16 protein-coding genes are annotated in these 13,406 nt (G+C 67.3%); 7 read left to right on the plus strand and 9 right to left on the minus strand.

Going from position 1 to position 13,406, the window contains the following annotated elements; all coding sequences use genetic code 11:
• Positions 1–170 precede the first annotated feature (170 nt).
• Genes aroQ through accC form a run of 4 tightly spaced genes read left to right on the plus strand, consistent with a single transcriptional unit; the run spans position 171 to position 2,953 of the window.
• Positions 171–620: a type II 3-dehydroquinate dehydratase gene (aroQ, locus tag SMAL_RS18515; protein WP_012512268.1), complete on the plus strand. Its 450-nt coding sequence runs from the start codon at positions 171–173 to the stop codon at positions 618–620.
• A complete protein-coding gene (locus tag SMAL_RS18520; protein ID WP_012512269.1) occupies positions 620–1,042 on the plus strand; it encodes a lysozyme inhibitor LprI family protein in 423 nt (140 codons plus the stop codon). The genes aroQ and SMAL_RS18520 overlap by 1 nt, the downstream gene beginning before the upstream one ends.
• A 53-nt stretch (positions 1,043–1,095) precedes the next feature.
• The gene (gene accB / locus SMAL_RS18525) at positions 1,096–1,575 is read left to right on the plus strand and encodes an acetyl-CoA carboxylase biotin carboxyl carrier protein (protein ID WP_006397184.1); all 480 of its coding nucleotides are present in this window, start codon (positions 1,096–1,098) and stop codon (positions 1,573–1,575) included.
• 10 nt (positions 1,576–1,585) lie between these two features.
• The gene (accC, locus tag SMAL_RS18530) at positions 1,586–2,953 is read left to right on the plus strand and encodes an acetyl-CoA carboxylase biotin carboxylase subunit (RefSeq protein ID WP_006397186.1); all 1,368 of its coding nucleotides are present in this window, start codon (positions 1,586–1,588) and stop codon (positions 2,951–2,953) included.
• Positions 2,954–3,088: 135 nt separating this feature from the next.
• On the opposite strand, the gene SMAL_RS18535 is transcribed toward accC, so the two are convergent.
• Together SMAL_RS18535 and SMAL_RS18540 are read right to left on the minus strand one after the other, a co-directional pair.
• Positions 3,089–3,463, minus strand: coding sequence for a hypothetical protein (locus SMAL_RS18535; RefSeq protein ID WP_012512270.1), 375 nt, complete (start codon positions 3,461–3,463; stop codon positions 3,089–3,091).
• Complete coding sequence (locus tag SMAL_RS18540) at positions 3,460–4,422, minus strand: hypothetical protein (protein ID WP_006397195.1); 963 nt, start codon at positions 4,420–4,422, stop codon at positions 3,460–3,462. The genes SMAL_RS18535 and SMAL_RS18540 overlap by 4 nt, the downstream gene beginning before the upstream one ends.
• Before the next feature lie 164 nt (positions 4,423–4,586).
• Between SMAL_RS18540 and prmA the strand changes: the two genes are divergently transcribed.
• The 3 genes from prmA (at position 4,587) to fis (ending at position 6,708) form a co-directional block, all read left to right on the plus strand.
• Positions 4,587–5,507, plus strand: a complete 921-nt coding sequence (prmA, locus tag SMAL_RS18545) for a 50S ribosomal protein L11 methyltransferase (RefSeq protein WP_012512271.1) — start codon at positions 4,587–4,589, stop codon at positions 5,505–5,507.
• Between the two features lie 42 nt (positions 5,508–5,549).
• Positions 5,550–6,317: a DUF3426 domain-containing protein gene (locus SMAL_RS18550; RefSeq protein WP_041864598.1), complete on the plus strand. Its 768-nt coding sequence runs from the start codon at positions 5,550–5,552 to the stop codon at positions 6,315–6,317.
• A gap of 115 nt (positions 6,318–6,432) precedes the next feature.
• Positions 6,433–6,708, plus strand: coding sequence for a DNA-binding transcriptional regulator Fis (gene fis, locus SMAL_RS18555; RefSeq protein WP_006397198.1), 276 nt, complete (start codon positions 6,433–6,435; stop codon positions 6,706–6,708).
• 128 nt (positions 6,709–6,836) lie between these two features.
• Here the strand turns inward: fis and SMAL_RS18560 are convergent, their stop codons facing one another.
• From SMAL_RS18560 to SMAL_RS18590, 7 genes are read right to left on the minus strand one after another with little or no spacing between them, the layout of a single operon-like run.
• Positions 6,837–7,832 (minus strand): phosphatidate cytidylyltransferase, encoded by a 996-nt coding sequence (locus tag SMAL_RS18560; RefSeq protein WP_012512273.1) that lies wholly within the window; start codon positions 7,830–7,832, stop codon positions 6,837–6,839.
• Positions 7,829–8,458 (minus strand): lysophospholipid acyltransferase family protein, encoded by a 630-nt coding sequence (locus SMAL_RS18565; RefSeq protein ID WP_041864690.1) that lies wholly within the window; start codon positions 8,456–8,458, stop codon positions 7,829–7,831. The genes SMAL_RS18560 and SMAL_RS18565 overlap by 4 nt, the downstream gene beginning before the upstream one ends.
• A 12-nt stretch (positions 8,459–8,470) precedes the next feature.
• Complete coding sequence (locus SMAL_RS18570) at positions 8,471–8,908, minus strand: hypothetical protein (RefSeq protein ID WP_006397202.1); 438 nt, start codon at positions 8,906–8,908, stop codon at positions 8,471–8,473.
• Positions 8,905–10,239 carry a phosphatase PAP2/dual specificity phosphatase family protein gene (locus tag SMAL_RS18575; RefSeq protein WP_012512275.1) on the minus strand — a complete coding sequence of 445 codons (1,335 nt, stop codon included), beginning with the start codon at positions 10,237–10,239 and terminating at the stop codon, positions 8,905–8,907. Before SMAL_RS18575 ends, SMAL_RS18570 begins: the two co-directional genes overlap by 4 nt.
• Positions 10,239–11,990: a bifunctional alpha/beta hydrolase/class I SAM-dependent methyltransferase gene (locus SMAL_RS18580; protein WP_012512276.1), complete on the minus strand. Its 1,752-nt coding sequence runs from the start codon at positions 11,988–11,990 to the stop codon at positions 10,239–10,241. Before SMAL_RS18580 ends, SMAL_RS18575 begins: the two co-directional genes overlap by 1 nt.
• Before the next feature lie 34 nt (positions 11,991–12,024).
• The gene (locus SMAL_RS18585) at positions 12,025–12,642 is read right to left on the minus strand and encodes a CDP-alcohol phosphatidyltransferase family protein (protein ID WP_012512277.1); all 618 of its coding nucleotides are present in this window, start codon (positions 12,640–12,642) and stop codon (positions 12,025–12,027) included.
• A 46-nt stretch (positions 12,643–12,688) separates the two neighbouring features.
• Entirely contained in the window at positions 12,689–13,312 is a 624-nt protein-coding gene (locus tag SMAL_RS18590) for a hypothetical protein (protein WP_012512278.1), read from the minus strand.
• Between the last annotated feature and the right edge of the window lie 94 nt (positions 13,313–13,406).

Consider the following 13,406-nt stretch of genomic DNA (forward strand, 5'->3'; position numbering starts at 1 on the left):
GCATCCCCCGCCTGCACGGCGTTCAGCGCGCCTTGATCCAGCGCCCGCCATACGGCCACAAGCCCTTCGGCAGATTTCAAACGTTAGATTGAAACGCGCCAAACTTCGCCGAACTGGACAGCATCCGCCGGTTCCGCCAGACTGCCGCCCTTTCCCGTCTTCCGGATCCCATGGCGAAGCTGCTGGTCCTGCACGGCCCCAACCTCAACCTGCTCGGCACCCGCGAGCCGGAGGTCTACGGCCACACCACGCTGGCCGACATCGACCAGGCGCTGGCCGCCCAGGCGTCCACTGCCGGGCACGCGGTGGAGAGCCTGCAGTCCAACGCCGAGCACGTCCTGGTGGACCGCGTGCAGGCCGCGCGCAATGACGGAACCGCTTTCATCCTGATCAATCCGGCCGCCTTCACCCACACCTCGGTGGCCCTGCGCGATGCGCTGGCAGCGGTGGCGGTGCCGTTCATCGAGATCCACCTGTCCAACCCGCATACCCGCGAACCGTTCCGCCAGCACAGCTACTTCAGTGACAAGGCCGTGGGCGTGGTCTGTGGCTTCGGTGCCGACAGCTATCGCTATGCGATGGATGCAGCGCTGGCACGCGTGCGGGTGGCCGGCGCGTGATGATGCTGCCGCGCGTGCTTGCCAGCGTCGTGCTGTGGGCCGGCATCTGCGGCGCGGCCACGGCGTTCGACCGCAAGGACGAAGGCATCGACTGTGCGCACCCGACCACCACGATGGAGAGCGACCTGTGCGCCTCGGACGTAGCGGCGGCTGCAGACGCTGAACTCAATACCGTGTACGCCCAGGCGCGCCAGCAGCTGCGCACGCCGGACCACGGTGGCAGCTGCAGCTACTGCGGCGAGGCCGAACAGCAGCTGGTGCTGGCCCAGCGTGCCTGGATGCAGCTGCGCGACCACGACTGCAACGCCGTCTATGCACTCAATTCCGATGGCACGGCGCGCAACGGCGCACAGATGCGCTGCCTGACCACCCTCGCGCGCGACCGTACGCGGCAGCTGCGCGAGTTCTACGAACTGCTTTGACCCGAGCGCGACGCGCTTCCCACCACACTGACATCAAGAGCAAAGAGGCCACCATGGATCTCCGCAAAATCAAGAAGCTGATCGACCTGCTGGAAGAGTCGAACCTGGCCGAAATCGAAATCAAGGAAGGCGAAGAGTCGGTGCGCCTGTCGCGTGCCCCGGTGGCCGGCTATGCCGCACCTATGCCGGCACCGGTGTATGCCGCCCCGGCCGCCCCCGCACCGCAGGCGATGCCGATGCAGTCGCCGACCGAAGCCTCCACCGGCGGCACCGCCAAGCCGGGCCCGGCGCTGCCGGAAGGCCACGTGCTGCGCTCGCCGATGGTCGGCACCTTCTATGCCTCGGCCGCCCCGGACAAGCCGGCCTTCGTCAGCGTTGGCCAGCAGGTCAAGGAAGGCGAAACCCTGGCCATCATCGAAGCGATGAAGATGTTCAACCCGATCGAGGCCGACAAGTCCGGCACCATCGTCGCCATCCTCGGCGAGAACGGCCAGCCGGTGGAGTTCGACCAGCCGCTGTTCGTGATCGGCTGAGGGGCACGCCATGCTCGACAAAGTCGTCATTGCCAACCGAGGGGAAATCGCGCTGCGCATCCTGCGCGCGTGCCATACCCTGGGCATCCGCACGGTGGCCGTGCATTCCACGGTCGACCGCAACCTCAAGCACGTGGCCATGGCCGACGAGTCGGTCTGCATCGGCCCGGCGCCGTCGCCGCAGAGCTACCTCAACATCCCGGCGCTGATCGCCGCGGCTGAAGTCACCGACGCCCAGGCCATCCACCCGGGCTACGGCTTCCTGTCGGAGAACGCCGACTTCGCCGAGCGCGTGGAAGAGTCAGGCTTCATCTTCATCGGCCCCAAGGCGGACACCATCCGCATGATGGGCGACAAGGTCGAAGCCATCCGCGCAATGAAGTCCGCCGGCGTGCCGTGCGTGCCCGGCTCGGGCGGCCCGCTGGGCGATGACATCGTCGCCAACACCAAGATCGCCCGTGAGATCGGCTACCCGGTCATCATCAAGGCGGCCGGTGGCGGTGGTGGCCGCGGCATGCGCGTGGTGCACGCCGAAGCCTCGCTGAAGACCTCCATCGAAACCACCAAGAGCGAGGCCAAGGCCGCGTTCGGCAATGGTGAGGTCTACATGGAGAAGTTCCTGGAGAACCCGCGCCACGTGGAGATCCAGGTGCTGGCCGACGGCCAGGGCAATGCCATCCACCTGGGTGAGCGCGACTGCTCGATGCAGCGCCGCCACCAGAAGGTGGTGGAAGAAGCACCGGCGCCGGGTATCAGCGCCGAACAGCGCGAGCAGATCGGCAAGGTGTGTACCGAGGCCTGCGTGCGCATCGGCTACCGCGGCGCCGGCACGTTCGAGTTCCTGTACGAGGACGGCCGCTTCTACTTCATCGAAATGAACACCCGCATCCAGGTGGAGCATCCGGTCACCGAAATGGTCACCGGCATCGACCTGGTGGCTGAGCAGCTGAAGATCGCCGCCGGCCAGAAGCTGTCGATCAAGCAGAGCGACGTGGTGCTGACCGGCCATGCCATCGAGTGCCGCATCAACGCCGAAGATGCTGAAACCTTCGTGCCGAGCCCGGGCACCATCACCGGCTTCCATCCGCCGGGCGGCCCCGGCGTGCGCGTGGACACCCACATCTACAGTGGCTACCGCGTGCCGTCGAACTACGACTCGATGATCGGCAAGCTGATCGTGCACGGCCCGGACCGCGAGACCGCCATCGCCCGCATGCGGGTGGCACTGAGCGAAATGGTGGTGGACGGCATCAAGACCAACATCGCGCTGCAGCAGCGGATCATGCGCGACAAGGGCTTCCAGGCCGGTGGGCAGAACATCCACTACCTGGAAAAGCGCCTTGCCGAACGCAAGAACAAGCCGATCGCGTTGACCTGATCGGCGCCAGGTGCTGGACATGAAAAGGGCGGGGATATCCCCGCCCTTTTCTGTTTCTCTTCCGGTAGCGCCGGGGCCATGCCCGGCGAAATGGCAACGAAGCGCGAGGCCGCCGGGCATGGCCCGGCGCTACCTTCAGTGCGCGTCGGCCGCCGTCGCCGGAATCTGCGATTTCGCCAACGGGCGGACACCATTGGGCGAGGTCGGGTCGACGATCACCATGGTCTCGGTCGAGCCGTCGGGCCACACCACCTGGAAGGTGCTGCCGGCCGGCAGCGAGGCGAACGGCATGCCGCTCTGCGCGCGATACACCGCTGCGACCTGGCTGGCGCCCGCGCGGCGCACGTCTTCCTGCGCCTTCACCGTGGTCAGCTCCACCTTTGATAGATGCCGGTAACGATCTTCATAGGTGTCGATCATCAACAGGCCAACCGCACCGGCCGAATAGGCCACGAACAGCGCCACCCAGAACCAGAATTTGGCCCCATGCAGGAATCGACGGTAATTCATTGCCCGTCCCTCTTTCCAACCAATCGCTTGATCCATTGCCTCATCTTCCCCGCACCTTGCCGCGAAACCGCAGCGTCATACACGAAATCCCGGAAATCCTGCGTTCCATCCTGCGAACAGATCCCTCCGTTCGCACAAAAGCTGTTGACCAGCACGCTGTCTGCTCCACACGGTAGACCGAGTTCGCAGGCCGCAAGCCGCCATGCCAGTTCACTGAGCTGTTCGCCGGCCACCAGGCCGTTCAGCGCTCGATCGCCCGAGGCGCGCACGCCCATGCCCGGCGCGATGGCCATGAATGCCTCCGGATCGCGCGAAGTGCGCACCCGCTCGACCAGGTCGCGGCGGTACTCGGGGCTGTCCTGCAGCGGCTCGCCTTCGGCGAACAATGCTGCCTCGGCCGCAAGGTTGCCCTGCACAGCCGCCTTGCGGCGCTCGGCCAGCACCAGCGGCGGCCCCAGCTTGTCGCCGGGCACGAAGCCACCGCAGCGCTGCGCGACACGTTCGCGTGCCTGCACCATCGCCGGCGCGGCGGTCAGCCCCGATCCGGCCAGCACGTTGTTGTCCAGGCGGTAGCCGCCCGGGTCGACCGCATACTGTGCGCAGTAGTCATAGACCCTGCTGAGCATCCAGCGCGCCTCGTGGTTGCCTTCATCGGCCTGCACGCGCAGGCGCTGCGCGTAGGCATACAGATCGGTGGCATCTTCGATATCGGCACGGAGATCCAGTGGCAGGCCTGAAGGCAGCGCGTTGCCGCGCTCGAAGGCCGCCAGCCGGCGCGCCAGTGCTTCCGGCATCACCTGCAACGCTGCTGCGCTGCCATCGGCGACCGCGACGCCCGGCAGGTCTGCCTCCACCGTGGACGGCGCCACATGGCCGCTGGCCCGATACCCGGCCACGCCCAGCACGGCCACCGCCGGCAGCACGAGCAACCAGGTTTTCAGGGTCGGAGCAAAGGCCATTGGCGGCGGTGGAGCATCACGGCGCACAGGAAAGCACGGAGTTTAGCAAGGCCCGGCAGGCCTGTCTGAACCGGCGTCGTTCATCCCAGGTCGGCATCTCAGGCAATACGGAGACGCCCCGATGGTCTAGCATGGCCCCCTTTCCCGCGATTGCCCCCACTGCCATGCCGTTCCTGGAACTGACCCTGCGCTGCACCGAAGCGACCCAGCCCCGCTATGAAAACGCGCTGGAGGACGTCGGCGCACTGGCCGTGACCCTGCTTGATGCCGAGGCCGATACCAGCAACGAGCAGGCCATTCTCGAGCCGGGCGTGGGCGAAACGCCTCTGTGGGACACCCTGGTGCTGAGCGCGTTGTTCCCCGCCGACAGCAATGCGCTGTTGCTGCTGGCCGCACTGGAAGCATTCGATCCGGAACTGGACTGGAGCGGCGGCAGCTTCCGCGCGGTCGAGGACGAGGACTGGGAACGCGCCTGGCTGGACCAGTTCCAGCCGATGGATTTCGGCAGCCGGACCTGGATCGTGCCATGGAACCATGAACTTCCGGAGGCCGCGCAGGCCGCCGATGCCGCCGTGGTGCGACTGGATCCGGGCCTGGCGTTCGGTTCGGGCACCCACCCGACCACCGCGCTGTGCCTGCGCTGGCTGGACCAGTTGGCCGTGGATGGCCTGCTGCAGGGCCAGCGCGTGCTCGACTTCGGCTGTGGTTCGGGCATCCTCGCGCTGGCCGCACTGAAGCTGGGCGCGGCTGAGGCAATCGGCGTCGACAACGACCCGCAGGCACTGGTGGCGACCGCCGACAACGCCGAGCGCAATGGCGAACAGGCACGCATGCACGTGTACCTGCCACAGGACGAACCCGTCGCGACCTATCCGGTCGTGGTCGCCAACATTCTTGCCTCGGCGCTGGATGCGCTGGCCGAACTGCTGGCCGCGCGCGTCGCTGCCGGCGGTCGCATCGCCCTGTCGGGCATCCTGCACGGCCAGGAAGGCGAACTGCTGCAGCGCTATGCGCCGTGGTTCGACGACCTGCAGGCGACCCAGGATGGCGACTGGATGCGCATCACCGGCGTGCGCCGCGCCTGATCGTGGTTGAATGACCGCTGGATCCGAGCCCGCGCCCTGAGCATGTCCGAGCCGAACCCACCGCGCCGTCCGCTGGCCACCTTCCTGCGCCCCACGTCGGAAGGTGATGCCGCGCCTGCGACCGAAGCGCACACGCCGGACGCAGCCGCGCCGGTGCCCATTGCTGCAGCACCGGCTGAACCTATCGACCCTGTATCGCAACCGGCAGCGATGAAGCACCACCACGATGACACTGTCATTGCCGATGAGGCAGTGCGCATCGAGCCCGTACCGGCTGCGGTACAGGCAACCGCCGTTGCCAGCGACGCGCCCAGCTTCCTCGGTGCCGCACGCGCGCGCAGGCTGCCGACGCCGCGCTGGCACTGGCTGCTGGTCGCCGGGCTGGCCCTGCTGCTGGTCCTGCAAAGCGTGCTTGCCGATCGCGCGCGACTGGCCGCCGACGCCGGCAATCGTGCGTGGCTCGGGGCGCTGTGTGGCGTCCTGCGCTGCACCCTGCCCGCCTGGCATGAACCGACCGCGTTCACCATGACCAGCCGCGAGATCCGGCCGCTGCCCAACCAGGCGGGTGTCCTGCAGGTGCAGGCCAGCATCCGCAACGATGCACGCTGGGCGCAGGCCTGGCCGGCACTGCGCCTGTCGCTGTCCGATGCGGATGGCCGGGTGATCGGCAGCGCAGTTTTCACGCCGGCGCAGTATCTGGGTGAAGACCCCGGTGCGGCCCTGCTGGAACCGGGACAGAGCGCGCGTATTGCCTTCCGTGTACAGGAGCCGGCTGCGTCCACCGTCGCATTCACCTTCGACTTCCTGTGACCAGGATGGACACGACTGGCCGTGGCAGGTCGGGCACGCTCGCGCTAGACTGACCGCCACCACCTCGTCCGGCCGCGCGCTCCGCGCGCACGGGCCAACCGAATCGGGAACCCCCTTGAACGCTGTCCTTTCTCGTCCTGACAACAGTCGTGGCGCTGCCCGGCCACCGCTGCGTGAACATGTCGCCCAGTCCGTGCGCCGTTACCTGCGTGACCTTGATGGCTGCGACGCGGACGATGTCTACGAGATCGTGCTGCGCGAGATGGAGATCCCGCTGTTCGTGGAAGTGCTCAACCACTGCGAAGGCAACCAGAGCCGGGCTGCAGCGATGCTGGGCATCCACCGCGCCACCCTGCGCAAGAAGCTGAAGGAATACGGCATCAGCGCGTAAGCGCGCACGAGGGTCGTGCCGGCCGCTGGCCGGCAACCCCATGAACGATGGCAGGATGTTGCAGTTGCCGGCCAGCGGCCGGCACTACCGGTAGATCCACGTCATGCGTGGATGACGGCCCAGCGGCATCAACCGCCGCCGCCCGCCTTCCAGTAGTACCGCACCACGTGGAAGAACACCGGCGCCGCGAAGCACACTGAATCCAGCCGGTCGAGCATGCCACCATGGCCCTCGATCATGTGGCCCCAGTCCTTGATGCCACGGTCGCGCTTGATTGCCGACATCACCAGGCCGCCCCAGAATCCCATCAGGTTGATCAGCAGCGACAGGCCGAACGCCTGCAGCGGCGTGAACGGGGTGATCCACCACAGCGCCGCGCCCAGCGCGCTGGCACTCAGCACGCCGCCCACGAAGCCCTCCACCGTCTTCGACGGCGACAGTTTCGGTGCAATCAGGCGCCTGCCCAGCAGCTTGCCCCAGATGTACTGCAGCACGTCCGAGGACTGCACCACGATCACCAGGAAGGCGAACAGCAGCACGTTGCGCGCCGGGTCGTAACCGGGCACACGCAGGTTCAGCAGCAACGGCACGTGCGAAATGCAGAACACGCAGATCATCAGGCCCCACTGCACCTTGGAGGTACGTTCCAGGTAGTGGGTGGTGTCGCCGCCGATGGTGGCCAGGATCGGCAGGAACAGGAACGCGTAGACCGGGATCAGCAGCGTGTACATGCCGTACCAGTCGATCCACACCAGGTAGTACTGCCACGGCAGCACGATGTAGAAGGCGGCAAGCAACGCGTAATAGTCACCTGACCGCGTGGGTGCCAGGGTAATGAACTCGCGCAGTGCGAACAGCGAGATGATCGCGAACAGCACGATCACCCCGGCACGCCCGAAGAACAGCGCCAGCCCGACCACGATCGCCATCACCCACCACGCGCGGATACGCGAGACCAGGTTGGCGATCACCGCGCTGGGCGCGCCGCGCTGGCGCCACCGCAATGTCTCGGCCACCAGCGTGGCCAACACCAGCACCGCACCGACGCCAGCGAACAGCAGACTGGTTTGCTGGCCGACGCTCTGCGTAGCCAGGTCACCAGACACATCGATCAGGAAGCTCATGCCTTGCCCCCGTTCGGCGCCAGGTCCAGCAGCGCCTGCCTGCTGCGTGCCAGGAAGGCGGCCTTGTCCTCATCGGCCCGCAGCCGTAGCGGCGTACCGAAGGTGGCCGTACACAGCAATGGCAGCGGCAGGAAACGGCCCTTGGGCATCACCCGCTTCAGGTTGTCGATCCACACCGGTACGAACTCCAGCTCCGGCCGTTGCCGTGCCAGGTGATAGATGCCGCTCTTGAACGGCAGCAGCGGCTCGTCGCCGATGTTGCGCGTACCTTCTGGAAACAGGATCAACGAACAGCCCTCGTCCACCGCATCACGCAGTACCTGCAGCGGATCCTGATGGCGGTTGCCCGCCTCGCGTTCCACCAGTACGCCATTGAACACCGCATCGATCAGGTACCTGCGCAGGCCATCGCGCTGCCAGTACTCGGCGGCAGCCACCGGCCGCACCTGCCGCCGCAGTGCCGGCGGCATCGACGACCAGATCAGCACGAAGTCGCCGTGGCTGGCATGGTTGCCGTAGTACACGCGATGCTCGCTGGACGGCGCACAGCCGACCCACAGCGCGCGTGCACCGGTCACTACATGGATGGCCGCACTGCTGGCCCGGGCGATCAACTCAGCAAACATCATCGTCTCCCCTCAGGTCTGCGGCCACAGCACGGCCAGCAGCAGCGCGGCAAACTGCAGCAGCGTTGCCGCGAACTGGCGTACCAGCAGACGGCGCATGCCCATCCAGCGTGCGTCCCAGCCGCGCAGCGGCGCCTGCGCGTCCAGCCTGCGCAGGCCGGCCGTGTGCAGCGCCTGATCCACCCGTTGCGCGGCCTGCTCACCCTGCAGCGCTTCCTGCTGCAACAGCCGCAACAGGCTGGCATCGAGCTGCACACGCACCGCGTAGTACGCCTGCAGTACGCCGGCAACCACACTCAGCAACAGCAGGCCGGCAGCGACCATCGCCAGCCCAGGCTCGATGCCCAACAGCAGAAGCGCCACCAGCAGCAGGCCCAGCGACAATGCCGCAGGCAGGCGTCCCTGGCGCAGCAGCAGGTGCATCATCGGCAGATCGGGTCCGGCACTCATGCTGTTCTCTCCTGCGCGGCGGCGGCCGCGATGGCCTGCAGATGAACCTCGTGCAGCACGATGGACGGCCGCGCCGCGCGCACCATCGCCACGGCATCGACCACGTTGCACGCACGACCACTGCGCAGCAACCAGGTCGCCACGCTGGCGGCACTGCGCGAATAACCCAATGCACAGCAGACCAGCACCGGCCCCTGCGCGCGCAGGCACTCAATGGCATCGGCAGCGTCGCGCAGCTGCGCGGGGGTCGCCACCACCAGGTCCAGCATCGGCACGCCGGCATACGCTGCACCCGGCGCGCAGCAGGAAAGCTCGGCACAGGTATCGACCACGCCCCGCAGCGGCGCCGGCAGCGCGGTACACGGCAGGCGTCCCAGCCAGACCTCATCGGCCACCTGGACCGGCTGCGGCGCGCGTCGCGTCCACAGCCGCGAATTGATCCAGGCGGCGGCCAGATACGGCGCCAGCAACCAGCGTGCCGCCATGGTCAGGCGACCATCGGCACGCTTCTGGAACACCGCCGTACCGAGCCCCGCATACGCCAACGCCACCAGCAGCAGCGATACCACCGGCCACAGCAGCCACAACGCCGCGCCACGCAGAAGCACCACCGGCACCAGCAATGCAGCGGCCCCCAGCAGGTACAGCGTTGCCAGGCGCCAACGTTTGGCGTCACGCGCGGTGCGCCAGGCGCGCAGCGGCGGCGTGCCCTGCTCCGGCCACAGCCAGACGCACAGCCAACCGGCCAGCAGGCCGGTCGGGATATCGATGAAATGATGCTGGAATGTGGTCAGCACCGAGACGCCGATCAGCAGCGCCCACACATGCAGCACCCCGCGCCAGGCGCCATGCAGGTACTGCGCGAACTTCACCCACAGCACGATCAGCAGCACGATGTGCAGCGAGGGCGCCTGGTTGAACGGCTTGTCAAAGCCCAGCAGCACATCGAACAACCAGCCGAACACACCATCGATCTCGGGCCGCTGGAAGCTGAAGCGCAGCGGCCACAGCAGGAAGCAGGCCACGGCGATCAGCTGCGCACTGAGCAGGCGCAGCGCATGCCGGTCCAGTTCCAGCCGGCGCCTGCACAGGAAGAACGAGACCGCATAGAACAGGTCGATCGACCAGTACGGCACGATCGTCCACGGCACGAACGGAATCTGCGTTTCCCAGCCGAACGCCATCACCGGCAGTTCGGCATGGCGCCCGGCCATCCAGTTGGCAAAACCATAGCTGGCGAAGAAGAACGGCCCCAGCAGGGCCAGCCACAGCAGGGCGCGTCGCCAGGGACGCGCCTCGCTGGCCAGTGGGGTCGCTGCCAGCGTCGCCATCACGCGATCCGGCGCGCCAGCGACACGGTGAAGATGCCGAAGTCGTCGATGCGCTGTGCAACCTTCTGGAAGCCGGCCAGGCGCACCAGCTCATCCATCTCGTGCTGGGTGCGACGGCGCATCACCCATGCCACGCCATCGCGATGGCTGGTCAGCGCGCGCGCGATGAACTCCAGCTGCGGATGCCACGGCTGGCCGGTGTAGGCCAGGTAGCCGCCGACCGGCACCGTCGCGGCAATCCCCTGCAGCGATCGCAGCACCGCATCGTTGTCCGGGAACAGTTCATACAGCCCAGACACCACCGCCAGCGTGGGTGCGGGGTCCACGGTCGCCAGCTGCGCGGGATCGAACGCATCGCCCTGTTCGAAGCGGGCGATATCGGTCGCGCCGAGGCGTTCGATCAGCGCCCTGCCCTGGGTCACGTTCAGATCGCTGAAATCGCGCAGCACGATGCGGTCCGCACGCTGCTCGCCCGTTCCCAGCGCTTCCAGCACGTAGCGGCCATGACCAGCGGCCACGTCCAGCACGCGTACCGGCGCGCCCTGCCCGCGCAGGCGCTGGGCGGCATCGCGCAGCAGCTCCTGCAGGTGCTTGCCACGCACGCGGATGCCGCGCCAGCCGATCGCATCCAGGTAGTTGCGGTCGATCATGCGCCCCAGCGGGCCCTTGCCGCGTGCTTCGTCGCGGTAGATGTAGTCGAGCGTGCTGCCCGAATCGAAACCGGTCTCCAGGCCCAGCGCGATGCCTTCAGACAGCGTGCCACCGAAGCGCAGGCCGCCACGCACCACACGCCAGCGCAGGTCGGCCAGGCTGTTGCGCTCTGGCGGCCAGGCCAGGATCTCCGATTCCTCGAAGGTCGGCCCATGCCGATGCGCATCACGCCGTGAAAGTTCGCGCAGCGGCTCGGCAAAGCGGGCCTGGATGAAGCTGCGGATGCGCGCCAGTGCCGGCGCGCGATCACGTTCACCCAGGGTGTCATGGAAGAAGCCAGGCAGGTGCACGCGCTCCTTGATCGGGCTGGACAGGCGCTCGTAGAAGCGATCCTGCGGACCGCGATGGACCACGAAATCCGAGCCGGAGACCAGCAGCTGCACCGGCACGCTGATCGCCTGCGCATCGGACACGATGCGGTCGGCCGCCTCGTACAGGCCCAGCAGCACACGCACCGAGATCGGCCGGGTGATCAGCGGATCGGTGCGGTAGCTTTCCACCCGTGCCGGATCGTGCGTGAGCCACTGCGGCTTGACGTAGCTGTTGACGAAGAAGTTGCCGCGCAGCTTCTGCATCAGCGTCAGCCCAGCACGAGCGAACGGCACGTACAGCTTCACCTTGAACGCCGGCGATGCCATCACCAGCGCACGCAGGCGCGGTGCGTAATCGTGCACCCAGGTCGCGGCGACCACCGCACCCACGCTCTGCGCGATCACCACGATGTCTTCCACCGCGATGCCGTGCTCAGCGCCGATGTGGGCAATGAAGCTGTCCAGATCACGCACCAGCGCCGGGAAGCCCGGTGCATCGCCACGCGCGCCGGGCGAACGGCCATTACCGCGTGCATCCCAGGCGAAGAAGGCGGTGTCGGGCAGATCCAGCTCATCGACCAGGTGGGTGACCCGCCCGGAGTGCTCGTGGCCGCGGTGCAGCAGCACGATGGCCTTGGTGGCCGGCGTTGCAGTGGTGCCCGCCCAGTACCGGTAGAACAGCGGTACCTGGTCGAAGCTGTGGAATTCCCGTTCCTGCGCCTGACGCATGCAATCTCCTGATTGTCTTCTTGTATCTGCTTGATTAGTTCGGCGAAACCGCCGCTTCCCGCAGTCCGCGACGGACGCGATTGATCATCGTCAGCACGCACAGCACCGCCATGGCCGCGGCCACGCCAGTGACCGTCATCGCGCCAACCCACTCAAACGCCAGCAGCAGGCCCAGCACGCCGATGACGAACGCGCGGTCGCTCTTGCCCATCGGGCCGTCATAGCGACGGTTGGCACCGACCATCAGCCCCAGCACGCCGGCGTACTCGCTCAGGGCCGCCGTCCAGGCCAGCAGCCACAGCGCTTCCGGGCGCACGCCCGGCACGCTGAGCAGGCTCAGGTACAGCGCCGCGTCGGCGATAACGTCACACAGCTCGTTCAGATAGGCGCCCAGCCGCGACTGCTGGCCGAACTCGCGGGCCAGCATGCCATCCACGGCGTTGAGTGCCATGCGCAGGAGCATCCACAGCGGCAGCAGCAGGTACAGCAGGGGCTGGGCCGGCGCGCAGCACCACACGGCGGCAGCCACCAGCAGCGAGACCACGGCGGCGGCCACGGTCACCGTATTGGCGGTGATCCCCATGCGGTACAGACCGCGTACGGCTGGACGCAACAGGTCCTGGAAACGTCCTTTCAATGCATAGATCGACATGATCCGTACCCGCTGATCCTTGGCAGTGCGGGCACAGCCTACCCCATCAAATACGGGTACCGGCAAGTTCCGCCGGGCCCAGCCAGTCCTGCCATGGCAGCTGCGGATCGATATGGCAGCGCAACCAGACCGCGTCATGGCTGCGCTGCATGGCATTGCGCACCGCCTGCACGGCCCGCTCCCGCGCCCCAACATCGGCGAACCCCGCCTGCAGCGCCAGCAGCCGGTACACACCGCCGGGCGAGCGCTGGAAGTGGATGATGCCGCCGGCAGGCAGCACGATGGCGCCCTCATCCAGGTCATCGGCGTACAAATACAGCTCGAACGGGTCCAGCCAGCACTGCGCGTGCATTGCCTGCAGCAGTTCGGCCACGCCCGGCGCGCGCCGGTAGGGCGCGATGGCATCGCCATACCAGCACTTGTTGTCGTCCAGGTAGACCTTGAACTCCAGCCGCCGCCAGCGCCGGCGTTCACGGCGCTGCACGTCCCAGGACAGGATCTCAGCCTGCTCACCCCAGCGCTCGGCGGCTTCAGCCTGCAGCGTCGGTACATCGGCCGAGCCGCACCAGCCCGCGACCTGGCCACAACGCGCGTGGCGCACATAGCGGGCCAGGAACAGCAGCGCCCCTTCGGCATCGAGGGCGGCCTGCAGGCGCTTGGCGACGGTCATGGGACGGCATCCTGCACACGGGGACAGGCGGCACCGTGCCGTGCCCGGCGGTGGCTGACAAGCCCGCGAATCGTGCCCATCACGGTCAAGCCGG

This window comes from Stenotrophomonas maltophilia R551-3 (genome assembly GCF_000020665.1).
Lineage (GTDB): Bacteria > Pseudomonadota > Gammaproteobacteria > Xanthomonadales > Xanthomonadaceae > Stenotrophomonas > Stenotrophomonas maltophilia_L.

Excerpts from the sequence above, each read along its gene's own strand:
- aroQ (WP_012512268.1), top strand. The coding sequence starts at position 171 with ATGGCGAAGCTGCTGGTCCTGCACGGCCCCAACCTCAACCTGCTCGGC.
- SMAL_RS18520 (WP_012512269.1), top strand. The coding sequence starts at position 620 with ATGATGCTGCCGCGCGTGCTTGCCAGCGTCGTGCTGTGGGCCGGCATC.
- accB (WP_006397184.1), top strand. The coding sequence starts at position 1,096 with ATGGATCTCCGCAAAATCAAGAAGCTGATCGACCTGCTGGAAGAGTCG.
- accC (WP_006397186.1), top strand. The coding sequence starts at position 1,586 with ATGCTCGACAAAGTCGTCATTGCCAACCGAGGGGAAATCGCGCTGCGC.
- SMAL_RS18535 (WP_012512270.1), bottom strand. The coding sequence starts at position 3,463 with ATGAATTACCGTCGATTCCTGCATGGGGCCAAATTCTGGTTCTGGGTG.
- SMAL_RS18540 (WP_006397195.1), bottom strand. The coding sequence starts at position 4,422 with ATGGCCTTTGCTCCGACCCTGAAAACCTGGTTGCTCGTGCTGCCGGCG.
- prmA (WP_012512271.1), top strand. The coding sequence starts at position 4,587 with ATGCCGTTCCTGGAACTGACCCTGCGCTGCACCGAAGCGACCCAGCCC.
- SMAL_RS18550 (WP_041864598.1), top strand. The coding sequence starts at position 5,550 with ATGTCCGAGCCGAACCCACCGCGCCGTCCGCTGGCCACCTTCCTGCGC.
- SMAL_RS18560 (WP_012512273.1), bottom strand. The coding sequence starts at position 7,832 with ATGAGCTTCCTGATCGATGTGTCTGGTGACCTGGCTACGCAGAGCGTC.
- SMAL_RS18565 (WP_041864690.1), bottom strand. The coding sequence starts at position 8,458 with ATGTTTGCTGAGTTGATCGCCCGGGCCAGCAGTGCGGCCATCCATGTA.
- SMAL_RS18570 (WP_006397202.1), bottom strand. The coding sequence starts at position 8,908 with ATGAGTGCCGGACCCGATCTGCCGATGATGCACCTGCTGCTGCGCCAG.
- SMAL_RS18575 (WP_012512275.1), bottom strand. The coding sequence starts at position 10,239 with ATGGCGACGCTGGCAGCGACCCCACTGGCCAGCGAGGCGCGTCCCTGG.
- SMAL_RS18580 (WP_012512276.1), bottom strand. The coding sequence starts at position 11,990 with ATGCGTCAGGCGCAGGAACGGGAATTCCACAGCTTCGACCAGGTACCG.
- SMAL_RS18585 (WP_012512277.1), bottom strand. The coding sequence starts at position 12,642 with ATGTCGATCTATGCATTGAAAGGACGTTTCCAGGACCTGTTGCGTCCA.
- SMAL_RS18590 (WP_012512278.1), bottom strand. The coding sequence starts at position 13,312 with ATGACCGTCGCCAAGCGCCTGCAGGCCGCCCTCGATGCCGAAGGGGCG.